This window comes from Flavobacterium sp. ZT3R18, from assembly GCF_007097385.1.
GTDB lineage: Bacteria > Bacteroidota > Bacteroidia > Flavobacteriales > Flavobacteriaceae > Flavobacterium.
Window position 1 is genome coordinate 192002 of sequence record NZ_VJZS01000003.1, and the last position, 20185, is coordinate 212186.

A 20185-nucleotide genomic window follows, 5' to 3' on the forward strand; every position below is an offset into this window, starting at 1 on the left:
AATTCCAATAACAAAGATTGGAATTTGGGATTTTAAATATTATAATTTCTTAACTACTGTTTTTTAGCCAAAGCAGCACTCATTTCCATAGAAATAGCAGAACGCTCCATTTTTAACTTTCCAGCCATAGTTTCAATAATTACGGTAGTATCTGCAAGCTCAGTAACTTTACCGTGAAGACCACTTTTTGTAATGATTTTATCTCCTACTTTTAATGTGCTTTCAAATTCTTTTTCATTTTTAGCTCTTTTTTGTTGTGGTCTGATCATAAAGAAATAGATCACTACAAACATTAATAGAAACGGTGCAAACTGAGTTAATTGTCCCATAATTTAAATATTTAGTTTTTGTTAATTAATTTTATATTAGAATTTGAATTTTCAATCTTGAATTTTGGGTTTTCCTTATTTTTTAAAAAACCTATTACCCTTCTGCCTTCTGACTTCCGACTTCCGACTTCCGACTTCCGACTTCCGACTTCCGACTTCCGACTTCCGACTTCCGACTTCCGACTTCTGACTTCTGACTTCTGACTTTTTACATCAAACCTCTACCTATCTTAACGATTCTTTTACTTTTTTCCAGTTCTTTTACTAGATTATCTAAAATTCCATTGATAAAAATACTACTTTTTGGCGTAGAATATTCTTTTGCCAATTCTAAATATTCATTCAAGGTCACTTTTACAGGAATAGAAGGGAATTTTAAAAATTCACAAATCGCCATTTTAAGAATAATGGTATCGATCTCGGCAATTCTATCACTATCCCAATTTGGTGTTTTATCAACATATTCTTTAGCCAATTCTGATTCATTCAAAATTGTTTTTCTGAACAAATCTTTCACATAAGCTTTATCTTCATTGTCTTTGTACAATTTAGGAACTCTAAAATTATCATCTTCTCCTTGTTTTATTCCTTTTAATTGTTTGATAATATGTGTATTTACCAAAGGAACATCATCAATCCAAGTCAGCTTATCATCTTCAATATAATCGTATAATTTTTCGTTAGGAACGATAACATCCGTGAATATATCCACAATAAAATTTCTGTCTTCTTCAAAAGTATTCACATCATTGCTCATGTATTTGGCATACAAATCACTTTCTTTTATAGCATTAAGCAAAAGAATAATGTAATCATCATTTAAGTCCCAATTGTTAATAGAACGATTTTCTAGAGCGATACTAAGAGAGTTGTTTTCGGCAAGAATTTGAAAAATACTGTTTTTTATGAATTTTTCATTAGGATTACGCTCTTCTTTCGTTGCCAAGTGTTTTTGGCTTGACAGATGCAAAAAGACAGTTTCTTTTTTGCAAATTTCTATCAGCGAAGAAAGCATGACAAGGTATAAATCTTGGATGGCATCAATACTATGAAAAAGAAATTTCTCTTCTTTTTCCAGATTATCAGAACCATTTTGATGCATTGCATAAATGGATTGCATGACTTTAACGCGAATGTGTCTTCTATTTACCACCTTGTAAGAACTTTTTAAATTAGCATGCAAAGCTAAGAATTTCATCGCTGAAATGAAAATTTATGACTGCTTAATTTGAGAAAGTTTCAGTCTCAATCGTAGTTTGCGGTTATAGTTTTCAGTCACAGTTTTCAGTTTTCAGCCGAATCTGCTGATGAAGTCTCGGTTTGCCGTAGAACATGCTGATGAAGTCGCAGTTTTCAAACAATCTCAAAATAAAAGTCTCAGTTCTCAGCCCAAACTGTCCCGACAGCTATCGGGAGTAAACTGAGACTGAAAACTGAGACTGAAAACTGAAAACTATTTTTTACTGTTTTCTATTTTTCTTAAATCAATACGATTTTGAGCAATAGTCAAAGCTGCTTGATGCGTTGTTATTCCATTTGCAACAGCATAATCAAAAATTTCTAATGTAGTATTATAAATATTTTCGGTTTTACGCATAATTTCTGCTTTGTCATAATGAGCCAACTCAGCATAAACATTGATAATTCCACCCGCATTAATCAAGAAATCCGGTGCATAAAGAATCCCTCTTTCTTGCAAAATTAGACCGTGTATATCTTCATTTGCCAATTGATTGTTAGCTGCACCCGCAATCACTTTTGCTTTTATTTTGTTTACGGTAGCATCATTGATTGTTGCTCCCATAGCACAAGGCGCGTAAATATCAACATCGGCACTGTACAAATCGTCTCCAGTAAATACTTGAGCATTATATTTTGCTGCCACTTCATTTAATCTTTCTTCATTGATATCAGTAATAATAACTTGAGCCCCTTCTTTTGTCAAATAATCAACCAAAGTTTCTCCTACGTGTCCAATTCCTTGAACCAATATTTTTTTTCCTTCTAATTTTTCTGAACCAAATTTTTGTTTTGCAGCGGCTTTCATTCCCATATATACCCCAAAAGCGGTAACTGGTGATGGATTTCCTGCTCCACCTCTTTCTTCAGAAATTCCAGTAACATAAGGAGTCACATCTCTCACTAAATCCATATCCGATGTTTCCATTCCAACATCTTCAGCTGTAATATATCTTCCACTTAATGAATGTACAAATTCTCCAAACTTACGCATCAATTCAGGTGTTTTTTGAGTTTTGGCATCACCCATAATAACGGCTTTACCTCCACCAATGTTCAATCCTGTAATCGCAGCTTTGTAAGTCATTCCTCTAGAAAGACGCAAAACATCATTCAGAGCATCCCATTCACTTGCATAATTAAACATACGAGTTCCTCCTAATGCAGGCCCCATAACCGAATTATGAATACCAATAATTGCTTTTAAACCTGTATCTTTGTCATTACAAAATACAATTTGTTCGTGATCATTAAAAGACAATTGTCCAAAAACAGGATCCATTTTTTGAAGTTCTTTTCCAGTTGTAACGGTAGCATCCATTGTACTATTTTTTTTAGTTATAAATTACGAATTTGTCAAAAAGATACATCAAACATACATAAAAAATACACATACAATATTTTTTTATTCAAAAAACAAATATTTAGCAACAATACATTACTACTGAAATTTATAAGACAATTATCAAAAAACAAGCATTCAATAAAAAACAAAAACAATTCAATACCGAATCTCTTAAAATATGAAAGAATTACGTTATTTAAATAAATATTTCATTAAATATAAATTCAGCTTTTTGCTTGGGATTATCATCACAATAATCGCACAAATATTTTCTTTATTTACACCAAAACTGATCAGTAAGTCCTTTAATGAAATTGAGGCCTTTTCTAAAAGTAATACCGTAGACACCACCATTATAAGTCAGCAATTAATTTCGAATATCCTATTAATTATTGCCACTACCATAATTGCTGGTTTTCTAACCTTCCTGATGAGACAAACGCTGATTGTAATGTCGCGCCATATTGAGTTTGATTTAAAGAATGAAGTATTTCGTCAATACGAAAACTTATCCCAAAACTTTTATAAACAAAACCGAACGGGCGATTTAATGAATCGCATTAGCGAGGATGTTTCTAAAGTAAGAATGTATGTAGGGCCAGCCGTTATGTACTCTATAAACACCTTCATTCGGTTTACCATCGTAATTGGCTATATGTATAATGTATCGCCTCGCCTTACTTTATACACAATTTTACCTTTACCTCTATTATCGTATTGTATCTTTAAATTAAGCTCTGAGATCAATAAACGATCTACTACTTTCCAGCAATACCTGTCCAAAGTATCAAGTTATACGCAAGAAGTTTTTTCGGGGATTCGAGTTATAAAAGCCTATTCTTTAGAAGAACAACATCAAGCTAACATTACAAATTTGGCCAATGAAAGTAAAAGTAAAAGTTTGAGTTTGGCCAAAATACAATCGCTTTTCGGTCCATTAATGCTCGCTTTGATTGGAGTCAGTAACTTAGTTGTAATTTACTTCGGTGGTCTAATGTACATTGATGGCACCATAAAAAGTCTCGGAACCATTGCCGAATTTATTTTGTATGTCAACATGCTTACCTGGCCTGTTGCTTCCTTGGGATGGGTTTCCTCTATGGTTCAAGAAGCCGAAGCTTCCCAAAAAAGACTGAATGAATTTTTGAAAATTGAACCAGAAATAGCCAATAAAAATCCAAACAAATCTAAAATTGACGGCGGAATTATTTTTGACAATGTAAGTTACACTTACGAAGACACCCATATAAAAGCACTTCAAAACGTATCCTTTACAGTACACAAAGGAGAAACTTTGGCGATTCTAGGAAAAACAGGTTCTGGTAAATCAACTATTTTGGCTTTATTATCTAGATTATATGACGTTACAAGTGGGCAGATTTTGATTGACAACAAAGAAATCAGTCAGTTGAATTTATTTGATTTGCGCTCTAGTATTGGAGTTGTACCGCAGGATGCGTTTCTATTTTCAGACAGTATCAAGAACAATATTAAGTTCGGGAAAGAAGATGCCACCGATCTAGAAGTCGAAGCTGCCGCAAAAAGCGCTGTCGTTCATGACAATATTCTTAGTTTTAACAAAGGATATGACACCATATTAGGAGAAAGAGGAATCACGCTTTCTGGAGGTCAAAAACAGCGCGTTTCTATTGCCAGAGCGATCATAAAAAATCCAGCCATTTTACTTTTTGATGATTGTCTATCTGCAGTTGATACCGAAACCGAAGAAGCTATTTTGAACAACCTTTACGAAATATGCAAGAATAAAACTACTATAATTGTAAGTCATAGAGTTTCATCGGCAAAGAATGCAGATAAAATTATTATTCTAGAAGATGGTAAGATAATTCAACAAGGCTCTCATAATCAATTGATAAATGAAGAAGGACATTATGCAACACTCTATTTAAAACAACTTTCAGAAAAAGAATTGCTTTAATTGTTGTGTAATACATATATTTTTATGATTTTTGAGTGCTATTAAATAAAAATAATGACGAAAAGATTATGAGAGAAAATGATATGTTAGAAAAAGAAGAAATATTCTCAAAAGTTTTAAGAGCTGGTAGAAGAACCTATTTCTTTGATGTAAGAGCTACAAAAGCAGATGATTATTATATTACGATTACCGAAAGTAAAAAATTTACTGAAGAAGACGGTTCTTTCCATTTCAAAAAACATAAAATCTATCTATACAAAGAAGATTTTACCGCCTTCTCTGAAATTTTAGAAGATATGACTTCTTACGTTTTAAACCACAAAGGTGAAGAAGTAATCTCTGAAAGACACCAAAAAGATTTCAAAAAAGAATATGCTTCAGATAAAACAAATGAAGATATTATACCGAGCACATCTAGTTTTACCGATATCGATTTTGACGATATTTAATTGATGCTTACTTAACTTAAAGCCCAAAAGTCTATTGATATTTTGGGCTTTTTGTTATTACAGCCTTATTTTAAAAGTAAGACCACTCTACAACTTCTCTTTTATTTCAGTATATAAAAAAAAAACAATCTAACTGTCTGTAACTCGCACCAAGAGCCCAATTATTGAAAATATGCTTTGCGGCTCTGCGCCTTTGCGTGAAATTTTGCTCGCAAAGGCGCAGAGTCGCAAAGAACAGAAAGAATAAATTTGTAAAAAACTCAACGATCAACTTATTATAAAAAAGGATACTTTTATACTATTAAAATAATTAAAAATGACACCACACTTATTAATCATTCCGGGACTTGGTGATTCTGGCGAAAAGCATTGGCAAAGCTTTTGGCTAAAAAAATTTACAAATTCGACCAAAGTCATACAAAACAATTGGGACGAACCTCAACTTGAACAATGGCTGAATAATCTAAACGAAGCCATCCAAAAACTGGAACAACCAACGATTTTGGTTGCTCATAGTCTAGCAGTTTCGCTCGTGATGCATTGGCTTTCCCAAAACAACAACCCAAATATCATTGGCGCCATGCTCGTAGCACCCGCTGATGTGGATTCTCCCGAACACACACCAGATTTCCTAAGGAACTTTGCTCCCATTCTAACCTCGAAATTACCTTTTCCTTCTATCGTGGTTGGAACCGAAAACGATACTTATATTTCTCTAGAAAGAGCCCAAGAACTAGCCCGTAATTGGGGAAGTGATTTTGCAAATATCGGTCAAAAAGGGCACATCAACTCTGATTCTAATCTTGAATATTGGGAAGAAGGACAAGTTTTTCTACAACAATTAATAGCTAAAATAAATCCCTAAACATGACAAATCCAATAGTTTCAGCAGCTTGGCTTCAAGATCATTTGAATGACCCAGAACTAATCATACTCGAGGCAAAATTAGATCAAAACCAATCTGGTTTAGAAAATCAAAATCCAGATTTACAAATTAAAGGTACCCGTTTATTTGACATCAAAAACAATTTTAGTGAGACCAGCAATGCGTTACCCAATACTTTTCCAACACCAGAACAATTCACTATCGAATCTCAAAAATTAGGTATCAATAAAAACAGTACTATTATTGTTTATGACACTTTGGGGATTTATTCAAGTCCAAGAGCTTGGTGGATGTTTAAAGCCATGGGACATTCGAATGTTTTTGTTTTGGATGGAGGTCTTCCGGAATGGATCAAAGAAGGTTATCCTACAGAAAATCGTCAAGAGACTATCTATACTGTTGGCAATTTTGAAGCAAAATTACAGCCCAAACTTATAAAAAACAAGGAGCATATTTTGGAGAATATAAAAACCAAAGAAGCGGTGCTGATGGACGCAAGATCTCAAGATCGTTTTTATGCCGCTCACGAAGAACCGAGAGCCGGTTTAAGAAGTGGTCATATTCCTGGATCAATAAATGTTCCTTTTGCAACACTTCAAAAAGACGGAAAATACAAATCAGTAGCAGAGTTGACTGATATCTTACAATTAAACGGCCAGCCCTTACTATTCACCTGTGGCTCCGGAATTACTGCTTGCATTGTATTATTGGCCTGCGAATTGATTTCCGATAACCCAAAAGCTATTTATGATGGTTCATGGACGGAATGGGGTTCTAGTGATCTTCCTATTGAAAAATAATCTTCCGTTTTTATTTTGAATTAAAGTTTAAAAAAATAGACAAACACACTGAAAAACAAACGCTTATCATTTTAAAACCGATCTAAACAGAGTTAAAATCAGTACCTTTGTATCTTACTTTATATTATTTTAATTGACAAACTAATAAAAAAAAAATGAGGAATCATGGAAACTACAAAATGGGAAATAGACCCAACACATTCAGAAGTCCATTTCAAAGTTAAACATCTTGGAATTGCTACTTTAACAGGAAGGTTCGATGAGATAACAGGAACTGCTGAAGCAGAAGATAATTTTGAAAATGCAGTGTTTTCTTTTACCGCAAATGTAGATTCCATCAATACCAACGATCAAAAAAGAGATGCTCACTTAAAAAGCATCGATTTTTTTGATGCGGAAAAGTTTCCCAAAATAACGTTCTTCTCCACTAAATTTAAAAGAACCAGTGATACCAATTTTGAATTAATAGGCAAAATAACCATTAAAGAAATCACAAAACCAACCATTTTGAAAATAAAATATAGTGGTACCGCCATAGATCCTTGGGGAAACACTAAAGTAGGTTTAGAGTTGAATGGAAAAATAAATCGCAAAGATTTTGGATTGACATGGAATGCTACAATAGAAGCAGGCGGTGTTTTGGTGGGAGAAGAAATAAAGATAGCTGCCAATATTGAGTTATTGAAGAAATAATACTACCAGACACTACCCCAATGTCATTAAGTTAAGCGATTTTAGATTGAAGATTAACGATTTTTGATTTCAGATTTGGTGTTGGTAAAAATTAAGATTTTCGATTTTACGAGGTTTACCCCATCTTAAATCAAAAATCGTTAATCAAAAATCAGCAATCATTTTATCAATTATTCCTTAACTTAATGACATTGGACGCTACCCTATCCTTAACCCGTTTTCTATTTTAAAATCAGGTGATAATAAAATCACGTCTCCCTCCTCGCCTACTGCGCCTAGCACGAGACATTCACTCATAAACTTCCCGATTTGTTTTTTTGGAAAATTAACTACGGCAACAATTTGTCTTCCTACCAAAACTTCTTTTGCATATCGCTTGGTAATTTGTGCCGATGTTTTTCTAATTCCGATGACAGCACCAAAATCAATAGTAAGCTGAAAGGCTGGTTTACGCGCCTCAGGAAAATCATTGGCTTCTAGTATTGTTCCCACACGCATTTCTACTCTTTCAAATTCAGACCAAGTTAATTCCATCGTTTTGTTTAAAGTTTCCATAGTTTAATTTAAAGTTTTTTTAAAATCTAAATTTACTATTTCTAAGCAAAAAAAACAATCCTTTTTCTTAACTTTAAACATTGAACCTAAAACACACCCATCTCCTTTCAAGAAGGAGTAAAAAAAAATTTAATGGCACAAACTCCTTCAAATATGTTGCCTTTAGGAACTTTGGCTCCTAAATTCAGCTTAAAAGACACTAATTCAAATTTTGACTATTCCTATGACGAGCTAAAAGGTTCGAAAGGAACTTTGGTTATTTTTATGTGCAATCACTGCCCTTTTGTTCTTCATGTTATCGAAGAAATTGTAAGGGTTGCCAATGATTATAGGGTACAAGGCATTGGGACAATTGCCATTTCGAGTAACGACGTTACAAAATACCCTCAAGATTCACCTGAATTAATGACCGAATTTGCCTTCCAGAACAAAATGGAATTCCCTTATTTATTTGACGAAAGTCAAGAAGTCGCCAAAGCGTATGATGCCGCTTGCACCCCAGACTTTTTTCTGTTTAACATCGAAGACCAATTGTTTTACAGAGGGCAACTCGACGATTCTAGACCCGGAAACGGAATCCCATTAAGCGGTAGTGATTTAAGAGGCGCCATAGATGCTTTAATTTACAATAGAAGTTTGAAAGAACCTCAAAAACCGAGTATAGGTTGTAATATTAAGTGGAAGTAGAAAAGAGCCGAATTTAGATTTTAGAATCAATCTGTCTTATGCTTATTTTGAGGCACCATGTACCTTAGCTTAGATATTATAAACAATAGCATAGGTCGAACCAATAAATATAGTACTGCACCAATTATTGCTAAAATCGACCCTATCCCAGTGGGAAGAACAGCACCAAATGTATAAGTCATACCAATGACAAAGCCAAGAAGGCACTCTGCTCGATAAATAGGTAACAACATTGATAGTAAAAGAAGTCCCATAAGCATATAACCCGGCACTTCGGTATTGCCAAAAGTAAAAAAGATAGAAAGTGTTATTCCAAAAAATAAGCCACCAACAAATCCATAAACAATACTTCTAGGAAAATGGATTAATTGTAATGTCACATCATTGTTCCCGGTTACTCTCTTCTCCATTCGAAATAACAGAAATAAAGTAAGTAATGGGAGTAAAAGTCCTCCCCACCAATTTGAGATTTCAGGTAAGTCTTTCCGAGCCAAAATATGATGACTTGGTACTCCTCCGTGATAATGGTTCCAACTTAATAGTGACCAAATAGCAATTATTACTATTCCTGTAAAATACAGTCGGGTCATAAAAAACATCTTTTTACTCATGTAATCTGATTTGAAAATTCGTTATTCTATTTTAGTATGATGTGATTTTCTAATGTTCCGAAACTGGTAAATCCAAGTCTTTCGTATGTTGGTTCGCCCATTTTAGAAGCATTGAGAACGCAATAATTGCAATTATTAATTAGTGCTTCATCAATTAATCTTTCCGTTATACTTTTTGCTATTCCCTTGCCTCGTCCGTCAGGAATAGTACCAATCATATGAAAACCTGCATTATTATCGGTGTCAAAAAAGACAATTCCACAGCCGTAGCTTTTTTCTTTATCTTTGAAGATGAAATTTTTAACCCTAGAGCTGTCTTTGCAAATGTTATAAATGATTTCGCCATCAACTGTATAGCCAAAAGATTGTGACGCAATAGTTGCAAACTCAAAGGCTTCTGTTTTTGTTTCTATTTGATGGATGCCCGTGTTTTTTACATTTTCACTCGTGTAGTTTTTTAAGTCCAAAGACATGTTTGTCTGTGCGAAAAGCAATTGAGTTTTACCCCTAATTGTTAGTGCTTTATCTTCATCAAGAGTGATAATATTTGGCAACAAATCTTGGTTACTTAGTTGCAGCACTTCATCATAAGTTGCTTTTTTATCTTCAATAGAATAAATCCTTTTCGGCCAATCAGAACCAAGAACAGAAACTGCTTTGTAATTGGAAGAGTCAGTATAGATGTTATTTTGTTGTCCGATGTAACTCCAGAATTCGAATAGGTTATTTGTTATTTTTTCATTCATATGTAGATAATATTTGTTTTTTATAGGAATATGGTATGCTACGCCAGTTCGCTATCGCTCGGGTCGCCAGATCTTTATTGGTGTTTGCGACAGCTTCTGTCATGGCGATTTCATGCTTTTATACTTCAAAAGGGTTTTTATTTATTCTTGATACTATCCTCTGTTACAACGACTGCTAACATCATTGCAACTGCACAGTTACGAGGACATGTGTTTTTTTATTAATTTATAATGTTCATTTTCTGGTTATTCAAGGGTATCGTCTTCCCAAATAACGGAACTTATTTTCCACCCACTGTTTGTCTTGACATATTGAAATAATTTATTGCCATTCCCCTCAAAGTAAGTTCCTTTATGATATCCTTTCTTTTGAAATCTAGAAAAACGCTGAGCAATACTACCAACGACTCTAGTTTCTTCGGATGTTTCATATTCCCTAAATTCAGTAAGCGTCCCATCTGAGAGTATTTTTTTTCTGGGCTCAATAAAAGTGTTTAGATTATAAACTTCTTCCTTGCCGCTGTTCTTTTTTATTATTATAGTTTCAGGCAAACAAATAGTGAAGATCGTATTCCAATCTGGTTGCTGTTGATTGCTGTTTGCAAAAATATTGAAAAAGGATTCAGTCAATTGGTCAATAAGTAATTTGTCCGCAGTAATAGAATACACCAGCAACAATTGGCTTTCATTTTGAATTTCTTTGTAAAATCGCAGACCTAGTTTTTCCAGTAGTTGAATAGAATTAGTGTTTTCTTTTACCGTTGTTGCAAGAATAAGTTTGTGGTTAGCATTCTTTACAGCATCATTTAATACAACAATTGAGGCTTCATGAGCATATCCTTTTTTGGTGTATTTCGCAAGAAAAGCAAAGCCAATATCATGATGATCTAAATTATCACGTTTGATAAAAGTGATAATACCAATAGGTGTTTGTTGGTCTTGTATTCGTACGACCCAAAAATTAGTATTCGGATTGCTAATTATTTTTTGAATGTATTCGTTAGCATCGGCTATGCTCTTGATATTTCTATCCCCGATAAACTTTATCCATTCAGGAGTGTTTACTAACTCCGAAATAAATTCAGCGTCATTTAAATGTATTTCATTTAGCAAAAGTCGGTCTGTGCTGTAAGTTTGTTGCATTGTTTGTAGGTTTATAGGCTGTCAGTTGTTTGTCGCGCCGTCTCAAATGCTTGCCGCTAACGTCAGTTCGTCTAAAAAACTCGTAAATTCATCATTATCAAGTTTTAAAAAAGTATCTGCCTTTATTTTTAAAATTCAGTTTTTGGATTTAATAATTTAAAAGCGTTATAAACCCCTTGATGAATAATTGTTGCATGAGTCTCGTCTGGAAGATAATCAAAATAAACACTCATTTTCTTGCCGCCATCTTTTTTCAATATTCTACTTAAAGCAACAGCATCCTTATACATTATTTGGTTTTCCTCTTTATTGGGAGTACCTATATATACTTTAACTTCCTTATTATTTCCCGCTTTTAATAGATTTGATGCTTCGGTTAATAATGATTCTTTTCCCCACCACAAACTAGGGCTCATTACAATGTAATTTGCGAATAAATTTCTATGTTTCAATAATATTTCTGTTGCCAAAAGACCTCCAAGTGATTCTCCAATAATAGTTTTCTGGTCATTTGTTTTATACTTATTTGCAATAAAAGGCTGCAACTCATTTTCAAGAAATGAAATATAATTAGAAGAACCCCCATAAGTTGGAAATTGGTCTTTCTGCAATCCAATTCTATCTACAAAATCCAAATTGGATACTGAAAAAGTAAAATCCTTTTTTCGATCAATATTCTCAATTCCTACTACTATGGATTTTGGAAATCTATTAATCCATGGTTGAGCATTGTATCTTACCAAACCTGTAATATGTATAAAATCTTCCTCTACTCCGCCATCAAGCAAATAGATCACAGAATATTTTTCTTCTGATTCATTAGAATAACCTTCTGGTAAATAGACATTTACAACTCTTGTCTCTTTTAATATTTTTGAAGGAATAGTATCCACTACCGACAGAATAAAAGGCTGGTGCTTTGATTTATCATAAGGTTTATATTCTGACACAAAAAACAAGTTGTAAGTTAGAAACCCTATAATGGTTAAAAGGATTCCAAAGAGTAATGTTACTTTTTTATTCATTTTTTTTATTGTTTAATTATGTTTACTTACTATTTTTCTTTTCAGCTTCTCCATTCGGCAAATATTGCCAGTAACGTTAGTTCGTCTAAAAAACTCCGTCGAAACTTATTTTGTTAAAAAAGCAAGTAAATATAATAGATTTAAACTACAAAATAAGATGTTATGTTATCTAAAAATAATAAAATCAGTACTTTGAAATGTATTTTTAATCCATTTTAGTATATTGAGTTGAATATTCTACAGCGCATTCGTTTTTAAGCTTGCGTCATTTGTTCAAATCGCAAACAAAATACTGGGTCATAAAAACATACAAACAACCCAGTATTATGCCATAATAGTGAATAAAAAAATGAGCAAGTATGTGATTGTTTTGAAAAAAAAAAAATTAATCTTGTGAAAAGTCTACAAATTAATCAGTGAAAGTAAATTCCAATTAAATATCTGCGCGCATCATTTATTATTGACAGAAACCTGACTTGCAGTAATACTATTCAGATTTTTTTGGAACAATTCTTTAACAATATTACACTTGTAAATATATGAAATACTTAATTTAGGATATAACCAATGTGCAATGTTGCGAAGGGTACTAACGGAGAAATAGTATAGTTTAAGTTATCAATTGAGTTATCGCCTGAAATCTTTGTTGTGTAACCTAATCCAACCCATGGTTTAACGTAGAGAGGGAATTTAAATGGGCTCCAAGTGTAACCCAGTGATGGCATTATCAATAAATTACTATACTTGCTTTCTTTATTTAAAATGTTGCTATTAGTGTTTTTATAATTTTGAATACCCGTCTGCAAACCTACAAACCATCTATTGCTTGCTTCTTTAAAATAGTATTCGCCAAATAAAGAATAGGCACTATTAATTCTAACATTCCATCCTTTGGCTTTGTTGTCCTTGTTTAAATCGACCATTAAACTAGGTAAATCTAATGCGTAAACTCCCGCGCCAATAACGAAATGTTCACTATTTTTAGGTTTAATACGAATATGAAAGGCATAGCCACCAAAGGCAAAAGTCGAAGGATCTGTTTCAATAGAAAAAGTTGTTTTATTTTCTTTTTTTAGGCTCTGAGCATTAAGTTTTGTCGAAGCAAGACCAATGATTGTTAGAAGTAATAGCGAAAAAGTTTTGAGATTTTTTGACATTTTTATTTTAATTTTAATTGTTTATAAATGGGTTTTTATTTTTAAAATCTGTTGAAAGCAACGAATAGCGACAAAGCCAAAAACAAAATTGCTGCTGGTAAATCTTTATATTCTTTTTTGCGAAAATGGTAAGCGATTGCCAAAATCATAATTGTAGCAAGACCAAATCCCGCAATCGGTGTTAGAATAGGTAGAACCTTAAAATACACGGGCAGAATTAAACCTAAAGCTCCAACAATCTTAGAAGTACAAATAAAAAGCACCATATTGGGCGAGTATTCATTTAACCAAGATAATTTTGAAGCCAATTTATTTTTCAGCAAATAAATGATGAGGCCTGATAATGAAAAAACGGTGGCAAGTATGCCCTGAATAATCCAAAGTGTAGTGTTCATTTTTTTTTAATTTTTAGTTATTATTTATTCCGAAAAAGCATTTAAAAATTGGTTGTAATCCCGATAATTATCGGAACGCTTTTTCACTTTTATAGAAAGGAAAACTCTTCGTGGCGGTTTCAATTGATGCATTATTGTTAAATATTTTAGAAATCGAATAATTCATTTTTTTATCCTCAAAAAACTGTTCAAGCCATTTTTGCTTTTGCCATTTTCTTCCTGCTATTGAGGTAAAGATTTTCCATAGTATAAATGTCCAGTTGTATTTGTGAAACCTAAAAGTTTTTACTTCCGAAAAGGCAGAAAGTATAGATTTATCTCCAGTTGGTGTTAGTATTATTATTTTTCCCTTTAGTTTTAATACTCTTAAAGCCTCATTCAGTAAGAATGTTTTTGTATTGTTGTCAAGCAAAAAAAGAACAGAGCAGAATGTAATTACATCAAAAACAGCATCATCAAATCCTAATGGTTCATCTTTTTTTTGATATTGAAACGACACGTTCTTGTTTGACAATCTTCTGCGAGCTTCGTCTATCATCGCTGTATTAACATCAATTCCAGTAATTTGTAAAGTTCTATCTTGATTTATCAGCAATTCTAGAAGTTTCCCCGGACCAGTTCCAATATCCAGTATGTTATGTACGTCCTCATCCTCAATAATTTTTTCTACTACTGATTTTAAAAACTCAGAATACCAACCGCTGTCTTGTGCTTTTAGAAATATTGATTTCATTTTTAAATGCAATTAACGTTATATTTAGTATATATAGTTTAGTTCAAAAAAAATCACATTGAATTTAGAATATCTTTAAGCGTAGTCTTCTTCATGTCCTCCTTAATTTTTTTCTCAATATCCTTTAAAATCGCATTTATTGATTTCTTGGCATTATCAGGTCGAGCACCACTTACATTCAAGTCATATTCTGTCTGGAATAAAGGTTTTTCATTTTCAATTGCTATTAGTATGTCTAGCAAAGAAATGTTAGCTTCTCCTTTTGCCATTCTAACACCTCCGTTAACACCTTCCTTGGTTTGCAAAATTCCAGCTCTCATAAGATTGCCTAAAATCACCGACAATGTTGGCTTTGGAATATTTAGGAGTTCACTCATTACTTTGGTAGAAATGAATTCAGTTTCTCCACGTCTTGTTTTGTCAGATATAAAGATCAACACAAGAATTGACTTTGAAAAAGAAAGAGAATAAGCCATAACTTTATATACGTTATATTTAGTTTATAAAGATATATAAACTTTTCGTGTTTACAAATTTTATTTTAAAAAAAGTTCTCCTCTTTTATGAACTTAAATTTAAGTGCTAATTGTAGCTCTGAGCGATTATAAAACATGGTTGATTAACCTTTGCTAGAAAATCATATATTACTTTGCAGTTATTTATAACGCTCGAAACACATACAGTTCTAAAAACATCCACGGAAAAAGTCGGGAGACTCTTTTATCCTATTTTGCGTTTTCAAGCTCTTTAAAAAAAAACGAAAAGTCATGACACTTTGCAAAGCGGATACGAATACTTCGGGGAGCGGGGAAAGACATTTATTTTAATGTCCATTTAACAAAACTGCTCATAACTTCATTCCAATGTTCTTTTTCGTAATCTGCTTCCCCGTCTTCATTTACTTCAAAAAAGTTATGTTCTAAGTTTAAGTATCTTTTATAGGTCAAGTTTGTTTTTGAGTTTTGAATGTAAAACAGTGGTACTATATCACACAAATCAGAGGAAATGTCATTTGTGCCATACGCTAAATAGGTTGGGACTTTGATTTTCAACCAATCATTAAGTAAGGGTCTCGAAAAGGATTTCCACGCTAACAAATAAGGTTCTTTTTTTAATGTATCGGCATTATAGGAATCTCTAAGCATTTGGTAAGTACTGTCTATTTTTTGATCCGCTTCTTGCCAAGTTATTTGTTTACTTTCTGCATTTTTTCTATAATCTCTAATCCTTTGGTCAATTCTCCCAAATGGATTGGCTCCAAATAACCCCAAATGTGTGACATTTTTACTATTTAATGCTATTACTGTAGCTACTTTTGAGCCTTGTGAATGTCCTGCTACAACTAATTTGGAATTATCTACCCATTTTTTCTTTCGCAAAAATTTTAAAACTTCACTGGCTCTTTTTTCGTAATTTTCTAAATAATCAGATTTCATGTATTCTTTGTCAAATTCATCAGGTTCATTTTGATTTGGAATGTAACAATAGGACTTATTTAAGTTTTTTTCATTTGCAATAACTGGCGTTTTCGGCATTGAAATTACAATTAAATGATAGTTTTTTTTGATTTCGATTAGGTCAAAATTTGTAATTCCACCACCAATCATCCACATTTCTTCTTTTTCAGGTTTTACAAATAAAGGCATTGGTAGGGAACCTTGACAAAATAAGAATATTGGTTTTTTTACATCAGTTTTGGTGTCAACTAGTATAAAATCAATGGTGTCGTTTTTTTGTTTTAACCTAAATTGAATAGCTTGATTGTTTATTATTTTTTGATTTTGTCCAAAACTTATTTGAACTAAAAATAGTAGAATTATTGTATTTTGTATTTTTTTCATAATTGTGCTGTCAACTTTTATAGTTTGAGTGTTCTTGTAAAATTATTCAAATTTAACGTATAATTCTTACCGTTTAAAGATGATTTGTACTTTTTTTACTTTAAAATAAAAATGGTTTTTTAGAATTCTTAATTCCACTGCGGCCTAGCCCAGATAGAAGTGGAAATCCTTTTATTACCCTGTCAGGGTTCAAAACCCTGACAGGGTAATAAAACATTGCAACGGATAGCTGGTCCCGACAGTTATCGGGATTGCTCCTAAAAAAAATGACATCCTTTCGAATGTCATTTAGTGTATTGAATTTTAGAAAATTATTGGGCTGATAGTCCCGCATTTTTCAGATATGGTTCGGTTTGCATATCGTGACCTATGAATTCTTTGAAGGCTTGGTTTAAATCGACACTGTTTCCTACGGATAAAATGTATTTTTTGAATCGCTCGCAGTTTGCTCTAGTCATACCACCATTGGCTTGCATCCAATCGAATGCGTTGTAATCTAAGGTTTTTGACCAAGTGTAAGCGTAGTACCCCGCTGAGTAACCGCCTCCCCAAACGTGTGCGAAATAAGGAGTGTGGTAACGTGTAGGAACTTCATTGACTAATAATCCGTATTTTTCTAAGGCTTCTTTCTCGAAAACCAAGGTTGGTTTAAAATCGGATTCTTTTTCGACACTGTGCCAAGCCATATCTAGGGTTGCAGCGGCTAAAAGTTCTGTCACATCATAGCCTTTATTGAAGGTTTCTGCTTTCTTGATTTTGTCGATCAAGTCTTGTGGTATCGGCTGTTTGGTTTGGTAATGAATGGCGTAATTCTTTAAGATTGCTGGGTCTAATGCCGCATGCTCATTGATCTGAGAAGGGAATTCTACATAATCTCTCGGTACCGAAGTTCCAGAAAGAGTTACGTATTGTTGGTTGGCAAACAAACCATGTAGGGTGTGTCCGAATTCGTGAAACATGGTAATTACATCATCAAAACTGATTAAAGAAGGGTTTTCTCCAACTGGTTTTGAAAAATTGTAAACGTTAACAATTACTGGTTTTTGTTTTAGATAATGCGATTGGCTTACTAAATTATTCATCCAAGCACCTCCGTTTTTGTTGTCACGGGTATAAAAATCTAAGTAATAAATAGCGATTGAAGTACCTTTGTCGTCAAAAACTTCATAGACTTTTACATCTGAGTTATAGACTGGTAAATCTTTTCTTTCCTTGAAGCTGATGCCATACATTTGTTTGGCGGCAAAGAAAACACCTTTTTCTAATACGGCATTTAATTCGAAATACGGTTTGGTTTGACTTTCGTCTAAATCGTATTTGGCTTTACGCACTTGCTCTGCATAAAAATTCCAATCCCAAGGCTCTAATTTAAATCCACCATTTTGGGAGTCTATTAAATCTTGAATTTCTTTAGCTTCTACTTTGGCTTTGGCAACAGCTGGAGCAGCAATTTTAGCTAGCAATTCCATAGCTGTGGCAGGTGATTCTGCCATTTGATCTTGCAATTTCCATTCGGCAAAACTTTTCTTGCCCATCAAATTGGCTTTTTGCAAACGCAATTTTGCTGTTTTTTCAAGGACTTCACGGGTGTCGCCTTCGTCATTTTTTTCGGCACGATACCAAGACTCTTTGTATATTTTTTCTCTTGAATCTCGGTTTTTCAAGCTGGTAAGCAAAGGTTGTTGGGTAGTGTTTAAGAGTCCAATTTGGTATTTATTTTCGAAACCTGCCTCTTTTGCTTTTAGTTTGGCTGCATCAATTTCGGCAGTGCTCAATCCGTCTAAATCGGCGGCATTGTCAAATAAAACCGCTCCGTTTTTACGTGCTAACAATAATTTGTTGCCATAAAGGGTGCTTAAACTCGCAAGCTCCTCATTGATTTGTTTCATTTTGACTTTATCGGCTTCGGATAAATTAGCACCTGCCAATTCAAATTGTTGCAAATAGTATTGTGTCAATTTTTTGTCTTCGCCTTTCAATTTATTCAAATCGATTGCTTTGAAACGATTGTATAATTTACTGTTTAAATAAATTTCATCGTTATGCCCTGAAAATATTGGAGCATATTCAGCTTCTATAGCCTGCAAGGTTGGGTTGGTGTTCGAACCTGCTAGGTTATAAAAAACACCTACGGCTCTACCTAAATCCACTCCGCAAATTTCTACTGCCAAAACAGTGTTTTGAAAGGTTGGTTTTGCGTGGTTATTGGCAATTGCGTCAATTTCCTGATCGTGAATTTTTAAACCGTACTCAAAAGCTGGTTTAAAGTGTTCGTCTTTTATTAAACTAAAATTGGGTGCTTGATACTGTAAAGTACTTTTTTGCAATAGCGGATTTGTCATTTTAACCGAATTGTTTTGAGCATTCACTGTTTCAGTTGGTAGAGTTGCCACTAAAAGCAATGAACCAGCAATGAATAATTTTGAAAAAATTTGCATAGTTAATAATTGTTTATTTTTTTGGGCTAAAAATAGTCAAAAAAAGAGTTTTAGACAGTTAAATTTAAATTAAATCTAATTATTGTTGTTTTTTAAGCCAGAAGTTTGTGTTAGAAGTTGCGGAAGCTCCTATAAATTAATTTGTACCTTTGCCGTTCTTAAAAAAGCAACATGAGAATTGATATCGTTACCGTATTACCAGATTTACTAAGAAGTCCTTTTGAAGCTTCGATTATGAAACGCGCTATAGACAAAGGACTTGTAGAAGTTCATTTTCATAATTTAAGAGATTACACGACCAACAAACAAAAGAGTGTCGATGACTACCCTTTTGGAGGTGGTGCTGGAATGGTAATGACAGTACAGCCAATTGACGCCTGTATCACACATTTGAAAAGCGAAAGAACTTACGATGAAATCATATACATGTCGCCAGACGGGGAAACTCTAAACCAGAAAATGGCCAACACCATGTCGATGTATGAAAATATCATTATACTGTGTGGTCATTATAAAGGAGTGGATCAACGCGTTCGCGATCATTTTATTACCAAAGAAATTTCGATTGGAGATTATGTTTTATCTGGAGGGGAATTAGGTGCATTGGTGTTATCAGACGCTTTAATCCGATTGATTCCTGGTGTTTTGAGTGACGAAACTTCGGCCTTGACGGATAGTTTTCAAGACGGTTTATTGTCGGGGCCAATTTATACACGCCCTGCCGATTACAAAGGTTGGAAAGTTCCCGATGTTTTATTGAGTGGGCATTTTGCCAAAATTGACAAATGGAGAGAAGATACCGCTTATGAACACACTAAGAATAGAAGACCGGATTTGCTTGGAGAATAGTTTGCAGTCGCAGTTTTCAGTTTTCAGTGTTGGAACGCTTAAAAAAAAGTTTTCAGTCGCAGTTTTCAGTGTTCAGTGTTGGAATAAATAAAAAAGTTTTCAGTCGCAGTTTTCAGTGTTCAGTGTTGGAATAAATAAAAAAGTTTTCAGTCGCAGTTTTCAGTGTTCAGTGTTGGAATAAATAAAAAAGTTTTCAGTCGCAGTTTTCAGTTTTAATAAAAAAGTTTTCAGTCGCAGTTTTCAGTGTTCAGTGTTGGAATAAATAAAAAAGTTTTCAGTCGCAGTTTTCAGTTTTCAGTGTTGGAATAAATAAAAAAGTTTTCAG

The 20185-nt window shown here is 33.4% G+C and carries 21 protein-coding genes; 7 read left to right on the forward strand and 14 right to left on the reverse strand.

What is annotated here, in order from left to right; genetic code table 11:
* Positions 1–53 precede the first annotated feature (53 nt).
* From yajC to FNW52_RS05305, 3 genes are all read right to left on the reverse strand, one after another.
* Positions 54–329: a preprotein translocase subunit YajC gene (yajC, locus tag FNW52_RS05290; RefSeq protein WP_143376423.1), complete on the reverse strand. Its 276-nt coding sequence runs from the start codon at positions 327–329 to the stop codon at positions 54–56.
* Positions 330–537: 208 nt separating this feature from the next.
* Entirely contained in the window at positions 538–1449 is a 912-nt protein-coding gene (gene nusB / locus FNW52_RS05300; protein WP_143376526.1) for a transcription antitermination factor NusB, read from the reverse strand.
* A gap of 333 nt (positions 1450–1782) precedes the next feature.
* Positions 1783–2889 (reverse strand): Glu/Leu/Phe/Val dehydrogenase, encoded by a 1107-nt coding sequence (locus FNW52_RS05305; RefSeq protein WP_143376424.1) that lies wholly within the window; start codon positions 2887–2889, stop codon positions 1783–1785.
* 202 nt (positions 2890–3091) lie between these two features.
* Here FNW52_RS05305 and FNW52_RS05310 point away from each other — a divergent pair, with 202 nt between their 5' ends.
* The 5 genes from FNW52_RS05310 (at position 3092) to FNW52_RS05330 (ending at position 7680) form a co-directional block, all read left to right on the forward strand.
* Positions 3092–4852 (forward strand): ABC transporter ATP-binding protein, encoded by a 1761-nt coding sequence (locus tag FNW52_RS05310; protein WP_143376425.1) that lies wholly within the window; start codon positions 3092–3094, stop codon positions 4850–4852.
* Positions 4853–4920: 68 nt separating this feature from the next.
* Positions 4921–5301, forward strand: coding sequence for a PUR family DNA/RNA-binding protein (locus tag FNW52_RS05315; RefSeq protein ID WP_143376426.1), 381 nt, complete (start codon positions 4921–4923; stop codon positions 5299–5301).
* 316 nt (positions 5302–5617) lie between these two features.
* Positions 5618–6166, forward strand: coding sequence for an alpha/beta hydrolase (locus FNW52_RS05320; protein ID WP_143376427.1), 549 nt, complete (start codon positions 5618–5620; stop codon positions 6164–6166).
* Positions 6167–6168: 2 nt separating this feature from the next.
* Positions 6169–6987 (forward strand): sulfurtransferase, encoded by an 819-nt coding sequence (locus tag FNW52_RS05325; protein WP_143376428.1) that lies wholly within the window; start codon positions 6169–6171, stop codon positions 6985–6987.
* Between the two features lie 165 nt (positions 6988–7152).
* A complete protein-coding gene (locus FNW52_RS05330) occupies positions 7153–7680 on the forward strand; it encodes a YceI family protein (protein ID WP_143376429.1) in 528 nt (175 codons plus the stop codon).
* Positions 7681–7878: 198 nt separating this feature from the next.
* On the opposite strand, the gene FNW52_RS05335 is transcribed toward FNW52_RS05330, so the two are convergent.
* Complete coding sequence (locus FNW52_RS05335; protein WP_143376527.1) at positions 7879–8214, reverse strand: tRNA-binding protein; 336 nt, start codon at positions 8212–8214, stop codon at positions 7879–7881.
* 153 nt (positions 8215–8367) lie between these two features.
* On the opposite strand from FNW52_RS05335, the gene FNW52_RS05340 reads away from it, so the two are divergent.
* Positions 8368–8922, forward strand: coding sequence for a thioredoxin family protein (locus tag FNW52_RS05340; RefSeq protein ID WP_143376430.1), 555 nt, complete (start codon positions 8368–8370; stop codon positions 8920–8922).
* Between the two features lie 26 nt (positions 8923–8948).
* Here the strand turns inward: FNW52_RS05340 and FNW52_RS05345 are convergent, their stop codons facing one another.
* The 10 genes from FNW52_RS05345 to FNW52_RS05390 form a co-directional block, all read right to left on the reverse strand.
* Positions 8949–9533 carry a hypothetical protein gene (locus FNW52_RS05345; RefSeq protein WP_143376431.1) on the reverse strand — a complete coding sequence of 195 codons (585 nt, stop codon included), beginning with the start codon at positions 9531–9533 and terminating at the stop codon, positions 8949–8951.
* Between the two features lie 26 nt (positions 9534–9559).
* Positions 9560–10279, reverse strand: coding sequence for a GNAT family N-acetyltransferase (locus tag FNW52_RS05350; protein WP_143376432.1), 720 nt, complete (start codon positions 10277–10279; stop codon positions 9560–9562).
* 246 nt (positions 10280–10525) lie between these two features.
* Positions 10526–11422 carry a GNAT family N-acetyltransferase gene (locus FNW52_RS05355; RefSeq protein ID WP_143376433.1) on the reverse strand — a complete coding sequence of 299 codons (897 nt, stop codon included), beginning with the start codon at positions 11420–11422 and terminating at the stop codon, positions 10526–10528.
* A 128-nt stretch (positions 11423–11550) separates the two neighbouring features.
* Complete coding sequence (locus FNW52_RS05360) at positions 11551–12447, reverse strand: alpha/beta hydrolase (RefSeq protein ID WP_143376434.1); 897 nt, start codon at positions 12445–12447, stop codon at positions 11551–11553.
* A gap of 548 nt (positions 12448–12995) precedes the next feature.
* Positions 12996–13604, reverse strand: coding sequence for a hypothetical protein (locus FNW52_RS05365; RefSeq protein WP_143376435.1), 609 nt, complete (start codon positions 13602–13604; stop codon positions 12996–12998).
* 41 nt (positions 13605–13645) lie between these two features.
* Positions 13646–13999: a DoxX family protein gene (locus tag FNW52_RS05370; protein WP_143376436.1), complete on the reverse strand. Its 354-nt coding sequence runs from the start codon at positions 13997–13999 to the stop codon at positions 13646–13648.
* 67 nt (positions 14000–14066) lie between these two features.
* A complete protein-coding gene (locus tag FNW52_RS05375) occupies positions 14067–14732 on the reverse strand; it encodes a class I SAM-dependent methyltransferase (RefSeq protein WP_143376437.1) in 666 nt (221 codons plus the stop codon).
* Positions 14733–14785: 53 nt separating this feature from the next.
* The gene (locus tag FNW52_RS05380) at positions 14786–15208 is read right to left on the reverse strand and encodes an Rrf2 family transcriptional regulator (protein WP_143376438.1); all 423 of its coding nucleotides are present in this window, start codon (positions 15206–15208) and stop codon (positions 14786–14788) included.
* A 342-nt stretch (positions 15209–15550) separates the two neighbouring features.
* Complete coding sequence (locus FNW52_RS05385) at positions 15551–16573, reverse strand: hypothetical protein (protein ID WP_143376439.1); 1023 nt, start codon at positions 16571–16573, stop codon at positions 15551–15553.
* Between the two features lie 311 nt (positions 16574–16884).
* Entirely contained in the window at positions 16885–19011 is a 2127-nt protein-coding gene (locus tag FNW52_RS05390; RefSeq protein ID WP_143376440.1) for a M3 family metallopeptidase, read from the reverse strand.
* 171 nt (positions 19012–19182) lie between these two features.
* Between FNW52_RS05390 and trmD the strand changes: the two genes are divergently transcribed.
* On the forward strand, positions 19183–19860 hold the full coding sequence (gene trmD / locus FNW52_RS05395) for a tRNA (guanosine(37)-N1)-methyltransferase TrmD (RefSeq protein WP_143376441.1): 678 nt from the start codon (positions 19183–19185) through the stop codon (positions 19858–19860).
* Positions 19861–20185: the final 325 nt, after the last annotated feature.

Excerpts from the sequence above, each read along its gene's own strand:
- FNW52_RS05355 (WP_143376433.1), bottom strand. The coding sequence starts at position 11,422 with ATGCAACAAACTTACAGCACAGACCGACTTTTGCTAAATGAAATACAT.
- FNW52_RS05345 (WP_143376431.1), bottom strand. The coding sequence starts at position 9,533 with ATGAGTAAAAAGATGTTTTTTATGACCCGACTGTATTTTACAGGAATA.
- yajC (WP_143376423.1), bottom strand. The coding sequence starts at position 329 with ATGGGACAATTAACTCAGTTTGCACCGTTTCTATTAATGTTTGTAGTG.
- FNW52_RS05370 (WP_143376436.1), bottom strand. The coding sequence starts at position 13,999 with ATGAACACTACACTTTGGATTATTCAGGGCATACTTGCCACCGTTTTT.
- FNW52_RS05305 (WP_143376424.1), bottom strand. The coding sequence starts at position 2,889 with ATGGATGCTACCGTTACAACTGGAAAAGAACTTCAAAAAATGGATCCT.
- FNW52_RS05315 (WP_143376426.1), top strand. The coding sequence starts at position 4,921 with ATGAGAGAAAATGATATGTTAGAAAAAGAAGAAATATTCTCAAAAGTT.
- FNW52_RS05375 (WP_143376437.1), bottom strand. The coding sequence starts at position 14,732 with ATGAAATCAATATTTCTAAAAGCACAAGACAGCGGTTGGTATTCTGAG.
- trmD (WP_143376441.1), top strand. The coding sequence starts at position 19,183 with ATGAGAATTGATATCGTTACCGTATTACCAGATTTACTAAGAAGTCCT.
- FNW52_RS05380 (WP_143376438.1), bottom strand. The coding sequence starts at position 15,208 with ATGGCTTATTCTCTTTCTTTTTCAAAGTCAATTCTTGTGTTGATCTTT.
- FNW52_RS05330 (WP_143376429.1), top strand. The coding sequence starts at position 7,153 with ATGGAAACTACAAAATGGGAAATAGACCCAACACATTCAGAAGTCCAT.
- FNW52_RS05360 (WP_143376434.1), bottom strand. The coding sequence starts at position 12,447 with ATGAATAAAAAAGTAACATTACTCTTTGGAATCCTTTTAACCATTATA.
- FNW52_RS05385 (WP_143376439.1), bottom strand. The coding sequence starts at position 16,573 with ATGAAAAAAATACAAAATACAATAATTCTACTATTTTTAGTTCAAATA.
- FNW52_RS05350 (WP_143376432.1), bottom strand. The coding sequence starts at position 10,279 with ATGAATGAAAAAATAACAAATAACCTATTCGAATTCTGGAGTTACATC.
- FNW52_RS05340 (WP_143376430.1), top strand. The coding sequence starts at position 8,368 with ATGGCACAAACTCCTTCAAATATGTTGCCTTTAGGAACTTTGGCTCCT.
- FNW52_RS05335 (WP_143376527.1), bottom strand. The coding sequence starts at position 8,214 with ATGGAATTAACTTGGTCTGAATTTGAAAGAGTAGAAATGCGTGTGGGA.
- FNW52_RS05365 (WP_143376435.1), bottom strand. The coding sequence starts at position 13,604 with ATGTCAAAAAATCTCAAAACTTTTTCGCTATTACTTCTAACAATCATT.
- FNW52_RS05320 (WP_143376427.1), top strand. The coding sequence starts at position 5,618 with ATGACACCACACTTATTAATCATTCCGGGACTTGGTGATTCTGGCGAA.
- FNW52_RS05390 (WP_143376440.1), bottom strand. The coding sequence starts at position 19,011 with ATGCAAATTTTTTCAAAATTATTCATTGCTGGTTCATTGCTTTTAGTG.
- nusB (WP_143376526.1), bottom strand. The coding sequence starts at position 1,449 with ATGCAATCCATTTATGCAATGCATCAAAATGGTTCTGATAATCTGGAA.
- FNW52_RS05310 (WP_143376425.1), top strand. The coding sequence starts at position 3,092 with ATGAAAGAATTACGTTATTTAAATAAATATTTCATTAAATATAAATTC.
- FNW52_RS05325 (WP_143376428.1), top strand. The coding sequence starts at position 6,169 with ATGACAAATCCAATAGTTTCAGCAGCTTGGCTTCAAGATCATTTGAAT.